The organism is Pseudomonas sp. 3A(2025) (assembly GCF_054589175.1).
The window spans coordinates 190,713-212,504 of sequence record NZ_BAAILM010000018.1 but is presented as its reverse complement, the minus strand read 5'-3'; the positions used below and the strand labels follow the sequence as shown (position 1 = coordinate 212,504).

25 protein-coding genes are annotated in these 21,792 nt (G+C 60.5%); 16 read left to right on the top strand and 9 right to left on the bottom strand.

What is annotated here, in order from left to right:
- Positions 1–1,092 (top strand): acyltransferase family protein, encoded by a 1,092-nt coding sequence (locus ACYP2A_RS07710; RefSeq protein WP_459744138.1) that lies wholly within the window; start codon positions 1–3, stop codon positions 1,090–1,092.
- On the opposite strand, the gene ACYP2A_RS07705 is transcribed toward ACYP2A_RS07710, so the two are convergent.
- The 6 genes from ACYP2A_RS07705 to ACYP2A_RS07680 all read right to left on the bottom strand — a co-directional run bounded on the left by ACYP2A_RS07705 (position 1,067) and on the right by ACYP2A_RS07680 (position 5,052).
- Positions 1,067–1,414, bottom strand: a complete 348-nt coding sequence (locus ACYP2A_RS07705; protein ID WP_459744137.1) for a hypothetical protein — start codon at positions 1,412–1,414, stop codon at positions 1,067–1,069. The genes ACYP2A_RS07710 and ACYP2A_RS07705 overlap by 26 nt on opposite strands.
- A 73-nt stretch (positions 1,415–1,487) precedes the next feature.
- Complete coding sequence (locus tag ACYP2A_RS07700; protein ID WP_459744135.1) at positions 1,488–2,741, bottom strand: aminotransferase class I/II-fold pyridoxal phosphate-dependent enzyme; 1,254 nt, start codon at positions 2,739–2,741, stop codon at positions 1,488–1,490.
- 1 nt (position 2,742) lies between these two features.
- A complete protein-coding gene (locus tag ACYP2A_RS07695; RefSeq protein ID WP_459744133.1) occupies positions 2,743–3,087 on the bottom strand; it encodes an AzlD domain-containing protein in 345 nt (114 codons plus the stop codon).
- Positions 3,084–3,818, bottom strand: a complete 735-nt coding sequence (locus tag ACYP2A_RS07690) for an AzlC family ABC transporter permease (protein WP_459744132.1) — start codon at positions 3,816–3,818, stop codon at positions 3,084–3,086. The genes ACYP2A_RS07695 and ACYP2A_RS07690 overlap by 4 nt, the downstream gene beginning before the upstream one ends.
- A 49-nt stretch (positions 3,819–3,867) precedes the next feature.
- Complete coding sequence (locus ACYP2A_RS07685; protein ID WP_459744131.1) at positions 3,868–4,740, bottom strand: sugar phosphate isomerase/epimerase family protein; 873 nt, start codon at positions 4,738–4,740, stop codon at positions 3,868–3,870.
- A gap of 162 nt (positions 4,741–4,902) precedes the next feature.
- Positions 4,903–5,052 (bottom strand): hypothetical protein, encoded by a 150-nt coding sequence (locus ACYP2A_RS07680; RefSeq protein WP_459744129.1) that lies wholly within the window; start codon positions 5,050–5,052, stop codon positions 4,903–4,905.
- A 40-nt stretch (positions 5,053–5,092) separates the two neighbouring features.
- On the opposite strand from ACYP2A_RS07680, the gene ACYP2A_RS07675 reads away from it, so the two are divergent.
- The 10 genes from ACYP2A_RS07675 to ACYP2A_RS07630 all read left to right on the top strand — a co-directional run bounded on the left by ACYP2A_RS07675 (position 5,093) and on the right by ACYP2A_RS07630 (position 15,295).
- Entirely contained in the window at positions 5,093–5,344 is a 252-nt protein-coding gene (locus ACYP2A_RS07675; RefSeq protein ID WP_459744128.1) for a glutaredoxin family protein, read from the top strand.
- Positions 5,341–6,279, top strand: coding sequence for a pca operon transcription factor PcaQ (gene pcaQ, locus ACYP2A_RS07670; protein WP_459744127.1), 939 nt, complete (start codon positions 5,341–5,343; stop codon positions 6,277–6,279). Before ACYP2A_RS07675 ends, pcaQ begins: the two co-directional genes overlap by 4 nt.
- Positions 6,280–6,403: 124 nt before the next feature.
- Positions 6,404–7,123 carry a protocatechuate 3,4-dioxygenase subunit beta gene (pcaH, locus tag ACYP2A_RS07665; RefSeq protein WP_459744126.1) on the top strand — a complete coding sequence of 240 codons (720 nt, stop codon included), beginning with the start codon at positions 6,404–6,406 and terminating at the stop codon, positions 7,121–7,123.
- A gap of 10 nt (positions 7,124–7,133) precedes the next feature.
- Complete coding sequence (gene pcaG / locus ACYP2A_RS07660; protein WP_459744124.1) at positions 7,134–7,736, top strand: protocatechuate 3,4-dioxygenase subunit alpha; 603 nt, start codon at positions 7,134–7,136, stop codon at positions 7,734–7,736.
- A 76-nt stretch (positions 7,737–7,812) separates the two neighbouring features.
- Positions 7,813–9,162 carry an aromatic acid/H+ symport family MFS transporter gene (locus ACYP2A_RS07655; RefSeq protein WP_459744123.1) on the top strand — a complete coding sequence of 450 codons (1,350 nt, stop codon included), beginning with the start codon at positions 7,813–7,815 and terminating at the stop codon, positions 9,160–9,162.
- A gap of 22 nt (positions 9,163–9,184) precedes the next feature.
- Positions 9,185–10,543, top strand: coding sequence for a 3-carboxy-cis,cis-muconate cycloisomerase (locus ACYP2A_RS07650; RefSeq protein WP_459744121.1), 1,359 nt, complete (start codon positions 9,185–9,187; stop codon positions 10,541–10,543).
- 163 nt (positions 10,544–10,706) lie between these two features.
- Positions 10,707–11,102, top strand: a complete 396-nt coding sequence (gene pcaC, locus ACYP2A_RS07645; RefSeq protein ID WP_459744119.1) for a 4-carboxymuconolactone decarboxylase — start codon at positions 10,707–10,709, stop codon at positions 11,100–11,102.
- A gap of 155 nt (positions 11,103–11,257) precedes the next feature.
- A complete protein-coding gene (locus ACYP2A_RS07640; protein ID WP_459744117.1) occupies positions 11,258–12,808 on the top strand; it encodes an MFS transporter in 1,551 nt (516 codons plus the stop codon).
- Between the two features lie 25 nt (positions 12,809–12,833).
- On the top strand, positions 12,834–13,883 hold the full coding sequence (locus tag ACYP2A_RS07635) for an HlyD family secretion protein (RefSeq protein ID WP_459744169.1): 1,050 nt from the start codon (positions 12,834–12,836) through the stop codon (positions 13,881–13,883).
- Positions 13,880–15,295, top strand: coding sequence for an efflux transporter outer membrane subunit (locus tag ACYP2A_RS07630; RefSeq protein WP_459744116.1), 1,416 nt, complete (start codon positions 13,880–13,882; stop codon positions 15,293–15,295). The genes ACYP2A_RS07635 and ACYP2A_RS07630 overlap by 4 nt, the downstream gene beginning before the upstream one ends.
- On the opposite strand, the gene ACYP2A_RS07625 is transcribed toward ACYP2A_RS07630, so the two are convergent.
- A complete protein-coding gene (locus tag ACYP2A_RS07625; protein WP_459744115.1) occupies positions 15,292–17,103 on the bottom strand; it encodes a monovalent cation:proton antiporter-2 (CPA2) family protein in 1,812 nt (603 codons plus the stop codon). The genes ACYP2A_RS07630 and ACYP2A_RS07625 overlap by 4 nt on opposite strands.
- A 198-nt stretch (positions 17,104–17,301) precedes the next feature.
- Between ACYP2A_RS07625 and ACYP2A_RS07620 the strand changes: the two genes are divergently transcribed.
- Complete coding sequence (locus ACYP2A_RS07620) at positions 17,302–17,490, top strand: hypothetical protein (RefSeq protein WP_459744113.1); 189 nt, start codon at positions 17,302–17,304, stop codon at positions 17,488–17,490.
- Positions 17,491–17,516: 26 nt separating this feature from the next.
- Here the strand turns inward: ACYP2A_RS07620 and ACYP2A_RS07615 are convergent, their stop codons facing one another.
- A complete protein-coding gene (locus tag ACYP2A_RS07615; protein WP_459744111.1) occupies positions 17,517–17,927 on the bottom strand; it encodes a Fe2+/Zn2+ uptake regulation protein in 411 nt (136 codons plus the stop codon).
- Positions 17,928–18,127: 200 nt separating this feature from the next.
- Positions 18,128–19,135 carry a FecR family protein gene (locus ACYP2A_RS07610; protein ID WP_459744109.1) on the bottom strand — a complete coding sequence of 336 codons (1,008 nt, stop codon included), beginning with the start codon at positions 19,133–19,135 and terminating at the stop codon, positions 18,128–18,130.
- Positions 19,136–19,327: 192 nt separating this feature from the next.
- On the opposite strand from ACYP2A_RS07610, the gene ACYP2A_RS07605 reads away from it, so the two are divergent.
- From ACYP2A_RS07605 to map, 4 genes are all read left to right on the top strand, one after another.
- A complete protein-coding gene (locus tag ACYP2A_RS07605) occupies positions 19,328–20,356 on the top strand; it encodes an Ldh family oxidoreductase (protein ID WP_459744108.1) in 1,029 nt (342 codons plus the stop codon).
- A gap of 102 nt (positions 20,357–20,458) precedes the next feature.
- Complete coding sequence (locus ACYP2A_RS07600) at positions 20,459–20,680, top strand: hypothetical protein (RefSeq protein ID WP_459744107.1); 222 nt, start codon at positions 20,459–20,461, stop codon at positions 20,678–20,680.
- Positions 20,681–20,746: 66 nt separating this feature from the next.
- Complete coding sequence (locus ACYP2A_RS07595) at positions 20,747–20,989, top strand: ParD-like family protein (RefSeq protein ID WP_459744105.1); 243 nt, start codon at positions 20,747–20,749, stop codon at positions 20,987–20,989.
- A complete protein-coding gene (gene map / locus ACYP2A_RS07590) occupies positions 20,986–21,777 on the top strand; it encodes a type I methionyl aminopeptidase (RefSeq protein WP_459744104.1) in 792 nt (263 codons plus the stop codon). Before ACYP2A_RS07595 ends, map begins: the two co-directional genes overlap by 4 nt.
- Positions 21,778–21,792: the final 15 nt, after the last annotated feature.

Genomic DNA, 21,792 nt, shown 5'->3' with positions numbered 1-21,792 from the left:
ATGGAGCGGCTGTTTTCCCTGCAAGGGCTCAGGGGCCTGGCGGTCCTGGGCGTGGTGCTGTTTCACATGACTTCGGTAGAGGCCAAATACTCGGGCGGTGACCGCTTGCTGCCGGGGTTTCTGGATTTCTTCCAGCTGGGTGTCGACCTGTTTTTTGTCATCAGCGGCTTTGTGATGGTGATCGTCAGCCGTGGACGTTTTCAGGACGGCGTTCAGGCCCAGCGCTTCGTGTTCAACCGCGTGTCGCGGATCTATCCCACCTATTGGCTGTATTTCTTTATCACTCTGGCGGTGTATCTGGTGCAGCCGGGCATGGTCAACAGCGGCCATGGCGAATCCAACCTGCTGCTGTCGTTTTTCCTGCTGCCCAGCGACAAGGTGTTGCTGGTGATGGTCGCCTGGTCGCTGGTGTTCGAGCTGTGGTTCTACCTGGTGTTCAGCGGCTTCATGCCCTGGCGCGAGCGCTTGCTACCGGTGTTTCTACTGATCTGGGCGCTGATTCTGCTGGTGTTCAATACCTTGCAGGACTGGCAGGACTATTCGCCGCTGGTGCAGATCATCCTGCATCCGTATGCGCTGGAGTTCATATGTGGCGTGGCGCTGGCGCTGTTTTTCTATGGCCCGTACAGCGCGCGGGTGCCCGATGCGGTGGTGTGGGCCGCGCTGCTGCTGGCGACGCTGGTGGGCATGCCGCTGATTGGCTATTTCCACCTGTATGAAGGCCACGGTCTGGCGCGCATGCTGGCCGTGGGCATTACGTTTGGTGCTTTGGTGCTGAGCATGGCGCTGCTGGAGCGTCGTGGCCATCTGCGCCTGAACCCGGCGCTGGTGGCCGTCGGCGACATGTCTTACACCATTTACCTGTCGCACCTGCTGGTGCTTGGCGTAATCGGCCGGGTCTGGCTGTGGCTCGGACCTGCGCCGCAAAGCTACCTGGACAATCTGGCCTTTGCGGTGCTGATGATGGCGGCAGTGCTGTGCTACGGCTGGGTCGGCTACCGCTGCTTTGAAAAACCGGTGCTGGACCGCGCCAATGCCTATTGCAAGCGCCGTTTTCGCTCCGGGGTCAGGCCGGCGGCTCAGTCGCGGTAAGCGGCGCATCGACCACCTGTTCAGGCAGCACGCGGCGGATGCGCTTCTCCGAGTGATAGGCGCCTTCATCGTTATGGCGCAGGTACAGCCGCCCGCAGGACGCACAGGTCCACACACCGCATTGGTTGTAAGGGTAAAAACGCGGGGCGATGGGCGCATCCGGTGACCAGTAGGAGGTATTGGCCGGGTGGTACTCCTCAAGGCTCGCCTCATCCCTGGGCACTTGCGCCAGGGTGCCGACCCGGACGAACTGTTCTTCGTGGTACGTCGCCGGCCAGCCATTCCAGCCGGTGAGGTCGCGTTCCAGGCAGGCGCACGGCATATCACCCGCTTGTGTTGTTTGCGCCATAGCAGCTAACCGTTCAGCATCAAAAACCGTCATGAAGTTTCAGACCTCAGTGTTCGAGTGCGCGCTCTGCGTTGGCGAGCTGTACTGCGTGGGCGATGAGTTCGGTGGCTTTAACGACGTGCTCGACCGACAGGTGTGAAGGGGCAATACGCAAATAACGCCCCTGTGAATCAATGCCGCGACAATGTGTGGCGCCAGCAGGCGTCATGCTGACGCCCGTTTGCGCAGCCAACTCTACGACGCGTGTTGCAAGTCCTCGGGGTACCTGAAGTGAGATGAAATAGCCGCCTTGGGGTCTTGACCAACTGACCTGCTCAAGTGCACTCAAATGAAGATGAAAGATACGCTCCACCCAGTCAAATTTTTCCCGCAGCAGTCGACCGTGTTGCTTCATATGGGTCCGCACATTTTCAGCGTCCTTGAAAAACATCAGGTGCCGTACCTGGTTGACTTTGTCGGGACCTATGGTCTTGTGTTTTCTGCACTCCAGCCACCAGGCAAGCATGGATGCGCTTGCGCCGAAAAAGGCAAGGCCTGCACCCGGGATCAGCATTTTCGACGTCGAGGCAAATGCCAACACCCGGTCAGAGTGCCCAGCTCGTGCACACGCGTCGTGGATATCAGCCAGCGCTGGAGCTGCAGGATCGAAATCGTGTAGGGCATAAGCATTGTCCCAGAACAGTTTGAAGTCGCTGGCGGCCGTTGGCATGGCTGCGAGTCGCGAGATCACCTGTTCAGTGTAGATGGCGCCATCAGGGTTGGCATGCCTGGGCACGCACCACATGCCTTTGATGGTGGGGTCTGTGCTGACCAGGCACGCGACAGCCTCGACGTCGGGGCCGTCGGCGGTCATCGGCACCGGCAACATTTCGATTCCGTAATACTCGCAGATGGAAAAGTGCCGGTCGTAACCGGGCTCAGGGCATATGAAGCGAACCCTTGGCTCGCGGCTCCATGGGCAGCCGTCTGCAAACCCTCTTATCCAGGCGTGCCCGAGGGTTTCATGCATCAGCGACAGGCTGGAGTTCTCACCGATGGCGATCTGTTCACCCGGCAAGCCCAACAGCAGTGGGCCGAACAGATCTCTGACTTCCTTGATGCCCTGAAGCCCTCCATAGTTGAGCCAGTCCTGGCCTTCGCTGGAGCAAAAAGGTTGATTGCCTGGCAGGCTGAGAAAGAGACGGGCAAGTTCAACTTGTTCGGCAGACGGCAGGCCACGGGTCATGTTGAGCCTTGCAGGGGTGGTACAGAGCGCGGCATGCCGTTGACGCAAGGCCTGCAGATCGGAAAGAGGGTGCATATCAGACTCCTGTCAGTGCGGTGATCGCGATGAAAAATCCCAGTGATACGAACAGTGTGCGAAATATGCCTCGCCAGCGGGCGGCCACAATTACGGCAACCATCAGGGTTGTCAGCCGGGTCAGGCTTGAAGCGTTATCGAAATGCCCCTGCCAATCGCTGTAATACGCGTCTCCCAACAGGGCGGAATAAATGATGCCGCCCATCACGGCGAATGCCGAATAACTCAGGAAGCGGTAGGCAACGCCTTGACCAGTCAAAGGAAATTTGTGAAAAAACAGAATCGGTAAGGCCCGCAGGCAGTAAGACCCGAGAGCGGCCACCAGAATCAGGGTCCAGTTGCTCATGAATGACTCCCGGGTTTTAACGTTTCGAAAGCCAGCACCACACCTGCCAGTACAAAGGGCACGACGAAGATCTGATATTCATGCAGAAAGCGTCCGGCGACAGGTGTGAGGGCAAAGCCTGCCATGGTGATCAGCAAAGGTTGCAGTTTCGGCCAGCTTAGGGCTGCCAGTGCCGTGAAGTGCACGGGCAGAATGATCCCTACCACCGCTTTCAGGTACGGGCCTTGCTCTGTGCTTATCCAGAATCCGCCCCCCGTCGCGATGATCGCCACCGTCAGCGTGCTGACCCCGCAGCCCAGGTAATAGGCATGCAGATTGGCAACCTTGTCTTTTTTTGCATTGGACAGCGTGAAGGTAGAGATGGACAGCAACTGGACGGATAGCAGTGCCTTCCAGAGGGGAATCTCTTTGAAGTGCTCGGCAAGCACCGAAGACATGATGAGAAAGCGGAAGTTGACCACCAGTGTTGTGAGCAGGATAGACATCACTGTCAAGGTGACGCCATGCTGGGTCAGAAATACTTGCAACGGTGCTGCATGTACCGTTGCGGTCATTATCATGGCCTGTAGTGCACTAAAGCCGGCTTCGCTGCTGGCAGCGCCAATCGAGAAAAACAGAAAGACAAATGTCAGGCTGACGGGCAGCGAGTCGACACAGCCCTCAATAAAAGAGTGCTTCGTTCGAGGCTGTTTAAATTGATGTATGCCAGAGGTTATCTTTTTATTTCGCATGGTCATCCTCATGCTGTCGACTGGCGCCGTGCCAGTCGACAGCCTGTCTTTATTGATTCGGTGCAGAGGACAGACCGTTCAGAAAGTTCACACTGTCCGTCAGGGTTGAACCTCGCGTTTCAAAGCCAATGGTGCCTTGCCACTGAGTGCGCGTAACGGCACTTATAAGTCCGGAAAAGTCCAGTGTTCCACGGCCCAGTGGCGAGTGTGAGTCACGGTCCCCTTTGTTGTCGCTAAATGACATGCCCCTGATACGAGAGTTGAACTTGTTGAAGAAAGACAAGGGGTCGCCCCCGTTGACATACGCATGAGAAACATCGAGGAACAGGTGCAGTCCAGGGACAGCAGTGAGCACTGTTTCGATGTCGTCTTCGGTTGTACAGATATAGTAGAAAGGATGAAAACGGGTGTAGTTGCACAGGTTTTCGAGCCAGATATCGACTCCGTGCTGTTTACCATAAGCGACCAGTTGCCCCAGGTTTTCAATCAGGTTGCCCAGCCCGATCTTGCAGGCCTCGCGCACCAGTCGTGGCTCTACGACCCCGCCACCATGGACGATAAGAGATTGGCAGCCCAATGCCTGGCACAGATCGACCTCTTGTTTGACATAGTCGAGAGCACTGTTTGCCAAGGCTTTGACGTCACTGCCCAGAGGGGCTTTGAAATTACCGTGATAAATAGGTTTTATACCGGTCTCGAGAACGAGTCTGTTCAGGGCAAGAACGCGAGACGTATCGAAATCGGTCGGTCGTTCACCCTCAAGGCTGCCATCAATGTACCAGTGTGAATAGCCTTCCTGCTGAGCGAGCAGCAGGCCGGCCTCGGCAGAAAGATAATTCTGTTGTGCAGCCGCCGCCATGAATGTGGGCCAGTCAGAAACAGGAGAGGGCGGTGAATTTGTTGTGCGGGAATTCATCGACATCAAGCATATCCTTATTGTCAGGTTGTCTATGAGAATGAACAAGTAACAGGGCTGAGCGAAGTGTGATTTTTGGGTTGGGCGATGCGTTCTCCTGAGCGAAATTGCAATGTTAATAAAAGGCTGAGTGACGTGGCCTGGAACGAGCTTGAGTATGTAGGTATGTCATTTATTTTCAAGCTGGGTGAGTGGGCGCAGTTTGTAGGAAAAAGCCTTGGTTGAAAGGGATCCAAATTTAATCAGGGTTGTTGCAAGGGCATGAATGAGTGCTTCACAAGCCTCGACGCTTTCCATTACTGCGACTAAAATGGCCAAACCATCGACCTTATCAATCTGTCACGCCAAGAGGGTTTCCATGCCCCCCGAATGCCAATTGCTCGGCACTCCCGGCTGTCACCTCTGTGAACTGGCCGAATGGCTGCTGCTGCCGTTGATCGAGCACGGCCTGATGGTCGAACTGGTGGACATTGCCGATGACCCGTTGCAATTCGAGCATTACGGCCTGCGTATCCCGGTGCTGCGCCGCGTCGACAGCGGTGCCGAGCTGGACTGGCCGTTCGATGCCGAGCAGGTCGCCTATTTTCTCAGCAGGCCCATCACTTCTTGAATATCGATACGCGAATCAAATACCGCCATCTGGTGTGCTTTCTTGAGGTGGCGCGCCAGGGCAGCCTGGCCAAGGCCGCCGACCAGTTGGCGATCAGCCAGCCGGCGCTGTCCAAGGCACTCAAGGAACTTGAAGGTCTGCTGGGTGCGGTGCTGTTCTTGCGCGGCAAGCATGGTGCGCAGTTGTCCGAGGCGGGGGTAGCCTTCATGCGCTTTGCCGGGCCCAGCGTTCAGGCGCTGCGCGAGGGCGTCAACAGCCTGCGTTCCGGCGAACATGAAACCGCCACGGTGCGCCTGGGCGTGTTGTCGACGGCCGAAAGCCTGCTGATGCCCGAGGTGCTGACCCGTCTGCACGAGCGTCATCCGGCGTTGATTGTCAGCGTAATGACCGGCCCCAGCGCGTATCTGTTATCGCAGTTGCGCGTGGGTGAGGTGGACCTGGTGGTCGGGCGCATGACCGACAGCCCGCAGATTCACGGCCTGAGTTTCGAGCACCTGTACAACGAGTCGATGACCCTGGTGGCGCGCCGCGACCACCCGTTGCTGGCCGCACCGTTGCGGCGTGAAAGCTTGCAGGATTATCCGTTGGTGCTGCCGCTGGCCGGCACCACGATTCGCGCCTTTGCCGACAGCCTGTTCGTGCAGTACGGCATACAGCCGCCGCGCCAGCGCCTGGAAACCCTGTCGCTGATCCTCAGCCGGCGTTATGTCGAGCGCAGCAATGCGATCTGGATCGCGCCACTCGATGCGGTGCTGCAAGAGTTGCAGGACGGCAGCCTGGCCGAACTGGACATGGGTATTCGTGAACCGGGCGGCTCGGTCGGTCTGTGCAGTAACCCGGCGGTGCCCTTGTCACGGGCGGCGTTGTGGTGCGTGGATGAGCTGCGGCACGTGGGGGAGGCGTACCGCGACGGCGCCTATACCTTCAATCCATAACCATTTGGTTATGGATGGCTGATATTTTTTCAATTTTCGAAAGCGCTCGATCCCCTGACACTGTGCTCAGCCTGAGGCGCAGCGAACTGCGCATCACAATAAAAACAACGCAAGGACCTGAACCATGTCTGTTGCCGACAACAGCCGCTTCGTCATCCGTGATCGAAGCTGGCACCCCAAAGCCCTGACCCCCGACTACAAGACCTCCGTGCTGCGCTCGCCGCGCCAGGCTCTGGTCAGCATTCCGCAGTCGATTTCGGAAACCACAGGGCCGGATTTTTCTCATCTGATCTTTGGTCGCCACGACAACGACCTGCTGCTCAACTTCAATAATGGCGGCCTGCCGGTGGGTGAGCGCATCATCATTGCCGGCCGTGTTGTCGACCAGTACGGCAAACCGGTGCCCAACACTCTGGTGGAGATTTGGCAGGCCAACGCTGGCGGCCGTTATCGCCACAAGCGTGACCATTACCTGGCACCCATCGACCCGAACTTCGGTGGCGTGGGCCGTACCCTGACCGACCGCGACGGTAACTACAGCTTCCGTACCGTCAAGCCAGGCCCGTACCCATGGCGCAACGGCCCCAACGACTGGCGTCCGGCGCACATCCACGTGTCGGTCAGCGGCCCGTCGATTGCTACGCGCTTGATCACCCAGCTGTATTTCGAAGGCGACCCGCTGATTCCGCTGTGCCCGATCGTCAAGTCGATTGCCAACCCCGAGGCTGTGCAGAGCCTGGTGGCGCGCCTCGACATGGGCCTGGCCAATCCGATGGATTGCCTGGCGTATCGCTTCGACATCGTTTTGCGCGGTCAGCGCCAGACTCACTTCGAAAACCGCTGAGGAGGTTGTCATGCCCGTTCAATTGCTGCAGGAAACCCCTTCGCAAACCGCAGGGCCTTACGTTCATATCGGCCTGGCCCTGGAAGTGGCCGGTAACCCGACCCGCGAACTGGAAATCTGGAACCAGATGGCTCAACCGGGTGCAGCCGGTGAGCACATTCTGTTGCTGGGTTCGGTCTATGACGGCAACGGCCATTTGATGCGCGACTCGTACCTTGAGTTGTGGCAGGCCGACCATCAGGGTGCTTACGATCCGACCTACGATCAGGCCCGGCCCTTCAATGGTTTCGGGCGCACCGCCACCGACGACGATGGTGTGTGGACGGTGAAAACCGTCAAGCCGGGTGTCGTCACCAACGGCGCCGGTGTGCCGATGGCGCCGCACATCAACATCTCGCTGTTTGCCCGGGGGATCAATATCCACCTGCACACGCGTCTGTATTTCGATGACGAAAGCGCTGCCAATGCCAAGGATCCGGTGCTCAACCTGATCGAGCAGGCCCCGCGTCGCGAGACCCTGGTGGCCAAGCGTTGCACGGTAGACGGTCAACTGGCCTACCGCTTCGATATCCGCGTACAAGGCGAAGGCGAGACGGTGTTCTTCGACTTCTGAGTCTGCTGCGTGCTGTTAAAGCCTCTGTACCTGTTGGTGCAGAGGCTTTCCCGTATAAAAATAAAAGGGATATCCCATGACGCTTTCTGCAAACGCGGCCGGGGGGCGGACCCTCGATGTCCAGACGTTTATCAATGAACAACCGCTGTCGGCCTTCCAATGGCGAGTGGTTGCGCTGTGCTTTCTGATCGTTTTTCTCGACGGTCTCGACACCGCCGCCATGGGCTTCATTGCCCCGGCACTGAGCCAGGAATGGGGCATCGCCCGTGCAAGTCTGGGGCCGGTGATGAGTGCCGCCCTGATCGGCATGGTCTTCGGCGCGCTGGGCTCCGGCCCCTTGGCCGACCGCTTCGGCCGCAAGCTGGTACTGGTGGTTGCGGTATCGGTGTTCGGGCTGTTCAGCCTGTTGTCGGCCTGGAGCACCAGCCTCGATCAACTGTTGATCTTGCGTTTACTGACCGGTATCGGCCTGGGTGCGGCAATGCCCAATGCCACCACGCTGCTCTCCGAATACACCCCTGAACGCCTCAAGTCGATGCTGGTGACCAGCATGTTCTGCGGCTTCAACCTCGGCATGGCCAGTGGCGGCTTTATCTCGGCCAAGATGATCCCGGCGCTGGGCTGGGAAAGCCTGCTGCTGCTGGGCGGCATTCTGCCGTTGATTCTGGCCCTGGCGCTGGCGTTGTGGCTGCCGGAGTCGGCGCGTTTTCTGGTGGTGCACAATCGCGGTGCCGAGCGGGTGCGCAAGGTACTGGCGCCGATCAACCCCGGCGCGCTGAAGGACGTGACAAATTTCAGTGTCCCGGAACAAAAAAGCGTCGGTAGCCGCAACGTCTTCAAAGTGATCTTTTCCGGCACCTACAGCACTGGCACCTTGCTGCTGTGGCTGACCTATTTCATGGGCCTGGTAATCGTTTATCTGCTGACCAGCTGGCTGCCGACGCTGCTGCGCGACAGCGGCGCCAGCCTTGAGCAGTCAGCGGTGATCGGCGCGCTGTTCCAGCTGGGCGGCGTGCTCAGCGCAGTGGGCGTCGGTTGGGCGATGGACCGTTACAACCCGCACTGGGTGATCGGTGGTGCCTATGCACTGGCCGGAGCGTTTGCCTGGCTGGTGGGTCAAAGCCTGGGCAATGTCGTGCTGCTGGCCAGCCTGGTGCTGGTGGCCGGCATGTGCATCAATGGCGCGCAATCGGCCATGCCGTCGCTGGCCGCCCGTTTTTATCCGACTCAAGGCCGCGCCACCGGCGTGTCGTGGATGCTCGGCATCGGCCGTTTCGGTGCCATTCTTGGCGCCTGGGCCGGCGCCACGCTGCTGGGCCTGGGCTGGAGTTTCGAGCAGGTGCTGACCGCGCTGATCGTGCCGGCGGCACTGGCAGCCATCGCCATTCTGCTCAAGGGCCGGTTCAGCCATGCGGACGCCACATGAATATTGATAGGGGAGCGCTGCTGTGAGCACACCGAGCAACCAACTGTTTGATGCCTATTTCACTCAACCTGAAATGCGCCGGGTTTTTTCCGACGCCGGCCGCGTGCAAGGCATGCTCGACTTCGAAGCCGCCCTGAGCCGTGCCCAGGCGCGGGTCGGCCTGATTCCCCAGGCGGTGGTGGCCGATATCGAGCAACAATGCCGCGCCGAACTGTTCGACTTCCAGGCCCTGGCCATCGCCATCGGCAGCGCCGGCAACTCGGCGATTCCGCTGGTCAAGGCGCTGGGCAAACAGATTGCCGCGCATAACCCCGAGGCCGAGCGCTACGTGCACATGGGCGCGACCAGCCAGGACGCCATGGACTCGGGTCTGGTGCTGCAACTGCGCCGCGCCATCGTGTTGCTCGAAGCCGATCTTGCGCAACTGGCCGAGGCGCTGGCCACCCAGGCCCAGCGTTATGCCGACACGCCGCTGGCCGGGCGCACCTGGCTGCAACAGGCAACGCCGGTCACGCTGGGGATGAAAATTGCCGGCTGGCTGGGGGCGGTCACCCGGCATCGCCAGCGTTTGGCCGAACTCAAGCCGCGTCTGTTGAGCCTGCAATTCGGCGGTGCTTCGGGCAGCCTGGCGGCCTTGGGCGAGCAAGCCTTCGACGTCGCCCAGACCCTGGCACAAGAGCTTGACCTGACCCTGCCGGAACAACCCTGGCACACCCAGCGCGACCGGCTGGTGGAGTTCGCTTGCCTGCTGGGTACGCTCGCCGGCAGCCTGGGCAAGCTGGGCCGCGACATCAGCCTGTTGATGCAGACTGAAGTCGGCGAGGTGTTCGAGCCTTCTGCGCCGGGCAAGGGTGGTTCGTCGACCATGCCGCACAAACGCAACCCGGTCGGTGCAGCGGTGCTGATCGGCGCCGCGACCCGCGCGCCGGGGTTGGTGTCGACGATGCTGGCCGCCATGCCGCAAGAACACGAGCGCAGCCTGGGCCTGTGGCACGCCGAGTGGGAAACCCTGCCGGAACTGTGCTGCCTGGTCTCCGGCGCGCTGCAACAGGCGTTGCTGGTGGTGCCGGGGCTGGAAGTCGACGCGCAGCGCATGCGCGCCAATCTGGAATCGACCAAAGGCCTGGTGCTGGCCGAAGCGGTGAGCATCGCGCTGTCGCGCTGCATCGGCCGCGATGCCGCGCACCACCTGATCGAACAAAGCTGCCGCCGCGCGGTAGAGCAGGGCGCGCACTTGCGCCAGGTACTGGGCGATAACCCGCAGGTGACCGAACATTTGAATGGCGAAGCTCTGGACCGCCTGCTGGATCCGGCCCACTACCTGGGCCAGACCCGGCGCTGGGTCGAGCGCGCCGTGGCTGAGCACACACAATTGTCGTGACCCACGTCTACACAACCTATCTCGTAGGAGCTGCTTTAGCTGCGAATGGCACAACACGGTGTCGTGCCTTTCCCGACTAAAGTCGGTCCTACGGTCGCCGCCCGACGGATCGCCGCCCCGTCGGTCCTACGAATAGAGTTCCAACCCTTTGCAGGAGTCAACCATGAACGAAAAAGAACGCTATGACGCCGGCATGCAAGTGCGTCGCGCGGTACTGGGCGATACACACGTCGACAACAGCCTGAAAAAACTCACGCCGTTCAACGAAGAGTTTCAGGAAATGATCACCCGCCACGCCTGGGGTGATATCTGGACCCGTCCGGGCCTGCCGCGCCATACCCGCAGCCTGATCACCATCGCCATGCTGATCGGCATGAACCGCGAAGGCGAACTGCGCCTGCATTTGCGCGCCGCGAAAAACAACGGCGTGACCCGCGACGAGATCAAGGAAGTGCTGATGCAGAGCGCGATCTATTGCGGCATTCCGGCCGCCAACGCCACCTTCCACCTGGCCGAAGAAGTGTGGAACGAGCTGGGGGTCGAATCGCTGCAGGATTGATTACGGTGGCGCCCGGTCGGGTAATGGCGTTTAAAGCAATCAACCAGTGCCGACCCGTGCGCCTGGCGCACTCATAAGCTGCCTAAATGTAAATTTTATTCATGCCGGACTCTTTTTAAACTGCCGGGGTTCCCAATGCCCCGGATTGTCTGTTCATGACCTCTCTCGCCACACCAGCTCCCGTTGCCCAGCCTGCCGCGCCCACCGCACCGGCGTTCGGTCTGGAACGGGTGATCGGGCTGGTCGGGGTGTTGCTGGCCGTTCTGGTCGCGGGCATCAATGAAGGCGTGACCCGCACGGCGATGGCCGATATTCGCGGTGCGATGTTTATCGGTGCCGATGAAGCCAGTTGGCTGATCGCCTGTTACTCGGCCAGCTCTGTCGCCGCCATGGCCTTCGCGCCGTGGTTTGCCGTGACCTTGTCGCTACGCCGCTTCACGCTGGGCGCCATCGCCGCGTTTGTAGTGCTGGCGCTGTTATGCCCGCTGGCGCCGGACTACCCCAGCCTGTTGGTGTTGCGGATCCTGCAAGGCCTGGCCGCCGGTTGCCTGCCGCCGATGCTGATGACCGTGGCGCTGCGTTTTCTGCCGCCGTCGATCAAGCTGTATGGCCTGGCCGGCTATGCCTTGACCGCGACCTTTGGGCCTGGGCTGGGCACGCCGCTGGCCGCGTTGTGGACGGAATACTTCACCTGGAAGTGGACCTTCTGGCAGGTCATACCGCCGTGCCTGGTGGCGATGATCGCCGTGTCCCATGGCATCGTCCAGGACGCGCCGCGGCTGGAGCGCTTCAAGAGTTTTAACTGGCGCGGCCTGCTGCTGGGCCTGCCGGCCATCGTCATGCTGGTGATCGGCTTGCTTGAAGGCAATCGACTGGACTGGTTCGAGTCGTCGTTGATCTGCTTTCTGCTGGGCGCCGGCCTGATGCTGCTGGTGGCGTTTTTGCTCAGTGAGTGGTTTACCCCGGTGCCGTTCTTCAAATTGCAGATGCTCGCCGGACGCAATCTGTCGCATGCCTTGCTGACATTGGGCGGGGTGTTGGTGGTGCTCACCGCCGTGGCCTCGATTCCTTCGGCGTATCTGGCGCAGGTGCACGGTTACCGGCCGTTGCAGACCGCACCGCTGATGCTGATGGTGGCGCTGCCGCAACTGCTGGTGCTGCCGCTGCTGGCGGCGGTGTGCAACCTGCGTCGGGTCGACTGCCGCTGGGTATTGGCGCTTGGCCTGATGCTGTTGGCGCTGCATTGCGCGCTGGCCACGCAGATGACCTCCGAGTGGATTCGCGACAACTTCTACGCCTTGCAATTGTTGCAGGTGCTGGGCCAGCCCATGGCGGTACTGCCACTGCTGATCCAGGCCACCGGCGGCATCGCGCCGCAGGACGGGCCTTTCGCGTCTGCCTGGTTCAACACCGTGCGTGGCCTGGCCAGTGTGGTGGCCACCGGTGTGATCGAGGCGCTGACCACTGCCCGCCAGCATTTTCATTCCAATAACCTGGTCGATCGCCTTGGTAATGCGCCCTGGTTAAGTGGCAATGGGGTAAGCGGCGGCGCCGACCCGGTGGCGCTCAGTCACCGCCTGCACGAGCAGGTCGTGGTACTGACCAGCGCCGATCTTTATTACTGCATGGGCTGGCTGGCGGTCGCCCTGATGCTGCTGATTCCTGTGATGCCGACGCGGGTTTACCCGCCGCGGGCATTGAACTGATTCTTTTGGAGATACAGTCATGAAGATGACTTCGAAGCAGACGCTGGCGCTGTGTGGCGTGGCCATCGTAGTGGCCGGCATCGGGCTGTACGCCCTGGCAGGTCAGGATGAGCGCCAGCGCACCAACGATGCGTTTATTGCCGCCGACTATTCGGTGGTGGCGCCGAAGGTTTCCGGTTTTATCAGTGAAGTGCTGGTGGAAGACAACCAGCAGGTCAAGGCCGGTGACCTGCTGGCGCGCATCGACGATCGTGACTTGCAGACCGCGCTGGCCGCCAGCGAAGCCGAAGTGCAGGCGGCTGCCGCACGCCGCGATGAAGCCAGTGCCTTGTTGCAGCGTCAGGATTCGGTGATTGCCAGGGCCAAGGCTGCCTTGCAGGCCAGCCAGGCCGCCGTGACCTTCGCCGAGCAGGAGCGTACCCGCTACGAACACCTGGCCGGCGCCGGTGCCGGGACGGTGCAGAATGCCCAGCAGGCGCGCACCCGCATCGACACCGCCAATGCCCAGCACACCAGTGCCGTCGCTACTCTGGCGGCCGAGCGCAAGCAGGTCGATATCCTCATTGCCCAGCAGCACAGCGCGCAGGCGGCCTTGCAGCGCGCCGAGGCGGCGCATGATCAGGCGCGTCTGCAACTGTCGTACACGCGCATTGTGGCGCCCATCGACGGCACGGTCGGCGAGCGTACATTGCGGGTCGGCAACTATGTGGTGCCGGGCAGCAAACTGCTGTCGCTGGTGCCGCTGGAAGAGGCGTATATCCTCGGCAACTTTCAGGAAACCCAGTTGACCGACGTCAGCGTAGGGCAGGCGGTGCAGGTGCGTGTCGACACCTACCCCGATCAGTTGCTCAAGGCGCACGTCGCCAGCATTGCTCCGGCCACGGGGGTGACCTTCGCGGCGGTACGGCCGGATAACGCCACCGGCAACTTCACCAAGGTGGTGCAGCGCATTCCGGTGAAAATCGTGCTTGAGCCGGGCCAGCCGCTGGCCGAGCGCCTGCGGGTCGGCATGTCGGTCGAAGCCAGCATCGACACGACGTCGCTGCCACAAACGGCCACGGTGACTGCGCGATGATTAAAAGCACGGCACTGAGCCTGGCAATCGGTCTCGCGCTGGCAGGCTGCCAGGTGGGCAAGGACTTTCAGCGTCCGGTCAATGACAATCGTATCCAGTGGTTGCCGGTAGCAGGTGAGCAAGCCCCCAGCCAGCCGGTAGCAGCGCCCATCGACGCGCATTGGTGGCGGGTTTTTCAGGACCCGCTGCTGGCGTCGTTGATCGACCGCGCCACCACTTCCAACCTTGACCTGCGCATGGCCGCGGCACGCCTGGAGCAGAGCCGGGCGGCGTACCGGGTCAGCAGCGGCGAGCAGTTGCCTGAGGTCAATGCCAACCTGGGCTATCAGCGCAAGCGCAATAGCGGCAAGGGCCTCAACGACCCCTCGGGCAATCAGGGCCAGGCGCCGTTCGAGCAATGGGATGGCGGCTTCGGCGCCAGTTGGGAGCTGGACTTGTGGGGCCGCGTGCGTCGAGAGGTCGAAGCGGCCGGTGCGCAGGTGCAGGTCGCCGAAAACGATCAGCGCGCCGCCTTGCTGGCCTTGCAGGCCGAAGTCGCGCGTCAGTACCTGGCCTTGCGCGGCGTGCAGAGCACGGTGGCGGTGATCCGGCAGAACCTGGACCTGGCGCGCAACAGCCTGGAGTTGTCACAAGTGCGCCTGCAAAACGGCGTGGCCACCGACCTGGATGTCGCTGAAGCGGCAGCTGAAGTCTCGGCGGTGGAATCACGCCTGCCGGTGCTCGAACAGCGTCAGGCGCAGTTGATCAACGCGCTGGGCTTGTTGCTGGCGCAGACGCCACGTGCCTTGCAAGCTGAGCTGGAAAGAACCGTGCAGATGAAGGCGGTGCCGACACAGATTCCAGTGGGCCTGCCTTCGCAGCTGGCCGAGCGTCGCCCGGATATCCGCCGCGCCGAGGCACGCCTGCATGCTGCAACGGCCAGCGCCGGGGTGGCCGAAGGCGATTTTTACCCGCGCATTACCCTGTCGGGCAGCGTTGGCTTGCAGGCTTTGCAGTTGTCGGATTTTGGCAGTTGGGGCGCCCGGCAATTCGCGTTCGGGCCACAGATCAGCCTGCCGGTGTTCTCCGGCGGCCGGCTGCGCGGCATGTTGCAACTGCGTGAAGCGCAAGAGCAGGAAGCGGGGCTGGCCTATCAACAGACTGTGCTGCGCGCCTGGCAGGAAATCGACGACAGCATGAGCCTGTACAACGCCAGCCAGTTGCAGCAACGCAAGCTGCAGGACGCGGTGCAACACAACCAGGTGGCGCTGAACACCGCCAAGCGCCAATACGTCGAAGGCGCGGCGGACTTTCTCAATGTGCTGTCGGTACAGCGTGCGTTGCTCAGTACCCAAGAGCAATGGGTGCAAAGCTCGACCACCCAGGCGCAGGCGCTGGTCGGGCTTTACTCGTCGCTGGGCGGTGGCTTTTAATTTTTCAGCGCCTGTTCTTCATCGAGCTGGTCGGACTCGAACAATTGCTCAAGCTCCGTGCGCGCTTCGCGGGCGGTTTGCAGCACCTTGGCCGCGTCGTCATAGACCAGGTGCTGATCGGCCAGCACCTTCTCGTCGTGGCATTTGAAACGCTCGATACGCGCATCGGCCTGGGCCTGGCTCAAGCCAAGACCGAGCAGCGTCTGGCGGCTCATTTCCAGGCTTGAATAGAACGTCTCGCGTACCGCATGGGCACCGACATCAATCAGCCGATGCACGTGCTGGCGGTTACGGGCGCGGGCGATGATCTTCATGTGCGGGTACAGCTTGCGTATCAGTTCGGCGGTCTTGATGTTGGTCTCCGGGTCGTCGGTGGCGATCACGAAGAACTCGGCCTCGTGTACCTTGGCCGCCCGCAGGATTTCCGGGCGCAGCGGGTCACCGTAGAACACCGGTACATTGCCGAAACTGCGGCTGAACTCGATGCTTTCGACCGCCGTGTCCAACGCAATGAAGGGGATGTGCTGGGCGCGCAGGATCCGCGCCACGATCTGGCCCATGCGGCCCATGCCGGCAATCACCACACGCGGGCTATCACTGTGAATATCGCGGTATTCGTCCGGCACCGGCGTGGCTTTTGGCCGTGGCTTGAGCCAGCGAGCGGTGGCCATGAACAGCAACGGTGTCAGGGCCATCGACAAGGTAATGGTCAGCACCAGAATGTCGTAGACCCGTGCTTCGAACAGGCCTTCGGTATTGCCCAGCTTGAACACCACGAAAGCAAATTCACCACCGGCGGCCAGTACCAGTCCAAGCTGCACGGCGTTCTGCCGTTCAAGTCCTGCCGCCACACGGCCAATCAGCACCAGCAGCGGTAGCTTCAGGCCAATCAACAGCAAGGTCAGGCCCAGCACCACGATCGGGTCGGTGAGCAGCAGGCTGAGGTTGGCACCCATGCCGACACTGATGAAAAACAGCCCCAGCAACAGGCCCTTGAAGGGCTCGATCTGTGCTTCCAGTTCATGGCGGTATTCCGAGTCGGCCAGCAGCAGGCCGGCCAGAAAGGCACCCAGCGCCATCGACACGCCCACCAGTTCCATCAGCCAGGCCGTGCCGATCACGACCAGCAGTGCCGTGGCCGTCGAGACCTCCTGAATGCCGGTGCGCGCCACGATCCGAAACACCGGGCGCAGCAGGTAGCGGCCGCCGATCACGACGATGGCGATGCTGCCGAACACTTCCAGCGCATGGGTCACGCTTTCACTGGTGCTCAGATGGTGGTTGGCGCCGGCCAGTACCGGTACCAAAGCGATCAGCGGAATAGCGGCTATGTCCTGAAACAACAGGATCGCAAAGGCGGTACGCCCATGCGGGCTGCCCAGCTCCTTGCGCTCGGCGAGGCTTTGCAGGCCAAAGGCGGTGGATGACAGCGCCAGGCCCAGGCCCAGCACAATGGCGGTGTTCATGGGTTGGTCAAAGACTGCCAGGGCGATGCCGCCGATCACCAGGCCGCAAAGCAGCACTTGCAGCAGCCCGACCCCGAAGACGGCCTTGCGCATCACCCACAGGCGTTTGGGTGACAGCTCGAGACCAATAATGAATAGCAGTAATACCACCCCGAGTTCAGAGATGTGACTGACACTCTCCGGATTGGCGATAAGACCCAGCACCGAGGGGCCGATGATTACGCCGGCGAACAGGTAGCCGAGCACCGAGCCCAGTTGCAGGCGCTTGGCCAGTGGAACGGTCAAGACGGCGGCCAGCAGGAACACGACAGCGGCCTGAAGCAGGCTGCTTTCATGAGGCATGATTAAACTCCTTTGCAAACGTGAATCTCAGGCAATCCGCCTGACAAGGTCGGCATTAAACACAGCCGTTGTAGACAGGGCAATGTGTGCGGCAGTTGCAGGGGAGGGGAGGAAGGCTTTCGACGATGCCATCAGGGGGTGGATCGGCGTAACATGGGTGCGCTTTTGCGCTGATCATGTTGAATTCAGGAAAATGTCATGAGCAATAAACAACGCTTGATCTATTCGGTTCTGATTGCCCTGTCCGTACTGGCAATCATGCTGGGTCTTACCCATTTGCAGAAAACCGGTGTCATCACCGAGAAAACCTTCCAGTACATCGCGATCGGTGTCGCGGTGCTTGTCGTGGTCCTCAATGGTGTCATGCGGCGCAAGGTCAAGCGCTGATCATTGCCTCTGGGGGACAAACCCGCTCATTGAATGGGCGGGTTACCTTCGTTAATCAGCCATTGCAGGGCTTTGGGGTGCAGGGTATACGCCTTGTCGGCCCCCATCACAATCACACCCTCGTCGCACAGGCGCTTGAGCACCTCGCGTACGCTCAGAAACGACAGGGGAACATCCACGCGCAGTAGCTGGCTATGAATGCCGCGTACACCCAGTGGCTGGCCTTCTTCGCTGGCAACCAACAGGGTATCGAGCACTTTCAGGCGGACCAGACTGGTCCGCAGTCCAAAATTCTTGAGCAGCGACCGGATATGCTCGTTGCCGGCGCGATCGCTTTCGGCGGCAGGCGTCTGCGCCTGCACCTCGGATTGGGCCTGGGCAGCAATAGCGTTTTGTCGCAGCAGGGTGCGGGTGGTTATTCCTTGACGATTCAACATGCGCAAACTCCTTTTCAGGCTTCGTTTATTACTGTTCACATGTAATAAGACGAACGAGCGCAAAAAAACCTCATCCTGACGCGAAAAAAAGTTGCCTCAATTCCTGTAAAAATCACCTTATCCAGGCCGGAGCCCTTTAAGTACGGGGCTTTCGGGTGATCATGAAGAAAAGTTAACGTTGTTGCAGAATATGAAGCAATTCAATTGCGCGGGGCGGTCTTCGATTGTCTGTGCAACACCGGCTGGCCCTGCTCATTAAACGTAACGCGCACCGGCAGTACCTGGGGCAGCGAGGTCAGTAGCCTGGACATCTCACGGATGTTGTAGCTCAGGCCCAGGCGCAGGTCGCCCGTGGCGTTGTCGGCCAGCATGATCGGGGTTGGCAGGTAACGATTGATCAAGGGCAGCGCCTGACGCAGTGGCAGGTCATTGAACACCAGCTTGCCATAGCGCCAGGCAAGGCTGGCATCGCCGGTGCTGACCAGGCTGGTCTCTGGTTGCGCGTCATTACCGCCATAGCGGGCCTGCATGCCAGGCGTGAGGCGAACGTAGCGACCGGGTTGCGAGCGGTCGCTGAGCACCTGTACCGAGCCTTCGACCAGAATCACGTTGACCTGGTCCTGGTACATCCAGACATTGAAGCGCGTGCCGATGGCCTGGATGCTGCCCTTGCCGGCTTTCACCACGAAGGGTTTGAGTGCATCGTGTGCGACCTCGAAAAAGGCTTCGCCCTTGTCGAAACTGACCAGGCGCCGGTCCTTGTAGCGCGCATAGCTGATTTGCGTGCTGATGTTCAGCTCGACCCGGCTGCCGTCGGGCAGGGTGACCAGGCGGCTCGCGTTGCCGGCTTCGTAAGTGTTGTACTCGCAAGGCACCCAGCCCTGATTCCAGCCAATCCCCAAGGCAAGGGTCAGTGTGGCGATTACAGCAGCAACGCTGAAGGTGCATTTACTATAGCGGCGTGACCGGGTGGGCTGCACAGCCGCCGTTTTCTCTGTAGAGAATGCAGGCTGCAGACCGTCGCAGGCCTGCCAGGTGTTGCGCATGGCCTCGTATTCGCGAGCATGCCTTGGGTCGGCGGCAAGCCATTGAGAAAAGGTGCTGCGTTCGGCGTCCGTGCAATCTTCGTCCTGCAAGCGCATGAACCACTGCGCGGCGGTCTCGGTAATCGTGTCGTCGTTGACTGGACTGGACGTGTTATGGCTCATGGGTTCTCCGCGGGTGCCGTAAAGGATTCTACCTCTGGCTATTGACGAGTGAGAACAATGGATAACCAATAGCGATCACATTAGGTTGCATTTTTGTGTAAATGTCAGAAGCTCTCATCCAAGACCTGAAAAATGCAGGTTTTTTTGGCGTCAAGAACTGTCTGGCCTCGTCTTTTCCAACAGGAACCCTATATGACTGCATCGATCCAGACTGTAACGGTTGCCTTCTGCGAGCTTGTCGAGCACCTGTACCAGGTCTTTCTGGCTCATGGCGCAGCGCCTGAGGTCGCTCGGGTGCTTGCGCAAAACTGCGCCAGCGCACAGCGTGACGGTGCCCATAGCCACGGTATTTTTCGCATTCCCGGCTATCTTTCGACCCTGGCCAGCGGCTGGGTCGACGGCAAGGCGATCCCTGTGGTCGAGGATGTGGGCGCAGCGTTCGTGCGGGTCGATGCCGCCAATGGCTTCGCTCAGCCAGCGCTGGAGGCGGCCACGCCGTTGCTGGTCGAAAAGGTTCGCGAAGCGGGGATCGCCATTCTGGCCATTCGCAGCTCTCATCACTTTGCAGCCTTGTGGCTGGATGTCGAGCCGTTTGCCGAGCAAGGTCTGGTGGCCCTGAGTGTCGTCAACAGCATGACCTGCGTGGTGCCGCATGGTGCACGCAAGCCGCTGTTCGGCACTAACCCGATTGCCTTTGCCGCACCGCGTGCCGGGGGCGACCCGCTGGTCTTTGATATGGCCACCAGCGCCATTGCCCATGGCGATGTGCAGATCGCTGCGCGTGAAGGGCATTCGTTGCCGGCTGGCATGGGCGTCGATGCGCAAGGCCGGCCGACCACCGACCCCCAGGCGATTCTCGACGGGGGCGCCCTGTTGCCGTTTGGCGGGCACAAGGGCTCGGCGCTGTCGATGATGGTCGAGTTGCTGGCGGCAGGCATCACCGGTGGTAATTTCTCGTTCGAGTTCGACTGGTCGCAGCACCCTGGCGCGAAAACACCGTGGACCGGGCAATTGTTGATCGTCATCGACCCTGACCGGGGTGGCAGCGGGCAGGCGTTCGCCGAGCGCAGCGAAGCACTGGTGCGGCAACTGCAGGATGTGGGGCAGGAGCGCATGCCGGGCGAGCGACGTTATGTCGAGCGTGCCCGGTCGTTGCGTGACGGAATCAGGATATCTACTGCCGAATGGGCGCAGCTCGCGGAATGGGCACGTCTTGGCTGATTGCGTTCATCCAGGGAGGTGCCCGTTCGTCGCGTATGGTCTTGCGCTGGCGTCATGATCCTAATACTGTATGTTCATACAGTATCCAAAGGAGTTATGGCTATGTCTCTTGAGTCTGTGCAAAAAACCGTACCGGCTGTGGCGCATCATGGCGGTATTTTCGAAGAAATGCAGCGTGAAGACTTTCTGGCCATGGCCGCAGCCTTGCGCCAGCTGAATGCCTTCCAGGCGCTCGTGCCGGTCATAAAGCCGCCACGGCGTGTCGCTGATGAACCGCGCCTGGTGCTGGCCTCGACGTTTTCCGAGGCGATACCAGGCCGGTAAGTAATCCATGCTTGTTCGTGAATATATGAAACGTATATGATTCGTATATCACGAGCGAGGTCAAACATGGGTCTGGTAAAAATTTCTGAACATATGCACGCCAATATTCGCACTGCCAGTGCGGCATTGAGCCGTTCGATCAATGCTCAGGCCGAGCACTGGATGCGCGTCGGTATGCTTGCCGAACTCAACCCGGCACTGGCGTACAGTGACATCTGCCAATTGCTGCTCAAGGCTGAAAACAATCGTGGCGTTGTTCAGGGTGTTCAGTTGCTGGACGTGGCTGCTGTCGAGAAGGTGGCGTCATGAGTCGTGGTGTTCCGTTAAAAAGTGAGCAGGACCTGGTTGCGCTGCGTATCGCCGGGCGTCTCGCGGCTGAGGTGCTTGCCATGATCGCGCCTTACGTCAAGGCGGGTATCAGTACCGAAGCGCTGGATGACATCTGCAACCGTTATATCGTCGAAGAGCTGAAAGTGATTCCGGCCAACGTCGGCTATCACGGCTTTACCAAGACCACCTGCATTTCTCCCAACGCGGTGGTGTGCCATGGCATTCCTTCGCCGGGCGACATACTCAAGGATGGCGATATCGTCAATATCGACGTAGCGGTCATCAAGGATGGCTGGTACGGCGACACCAGCCGCATGTATCTGGTTGGTGAGGTGAGCCCGCTGGCCAGGCGGCTGGTCGAAACCACGTACGAAGCCACGCGTGCCGGCATCCATGCCGTGCGCCCCGGTGCGACGTTGGGCGATATCGGCTATGCGATCCAGAGTGTGGCGCATCGTGAAGGCTTCAGCGTGGTGCGCGAGTATTGCGGGCATGGCATCGGCCAGATTTACCACGATGAGCCTCAGGTCTTGCATTATGGCCAGCCTGGCAAAGGCCTCAAGCTCAAGGCGGGCATGGTCTTCACTATCGAGCCGATGATCAATGCCGGCAAACCCGGCACCCGGACGCTGGACGATGGCTGGACCGTGCTGACCCGCGACCAGTCGCTGTCGGCGCAATGGGAGCACATGATTGCGGTCACCGAGACCGGTTTCGAGGTGTTGACGCCCTGGCCTGACGGCACGGGTGATTACCCGGCTATCTGAGTTCTGCCAACCCGG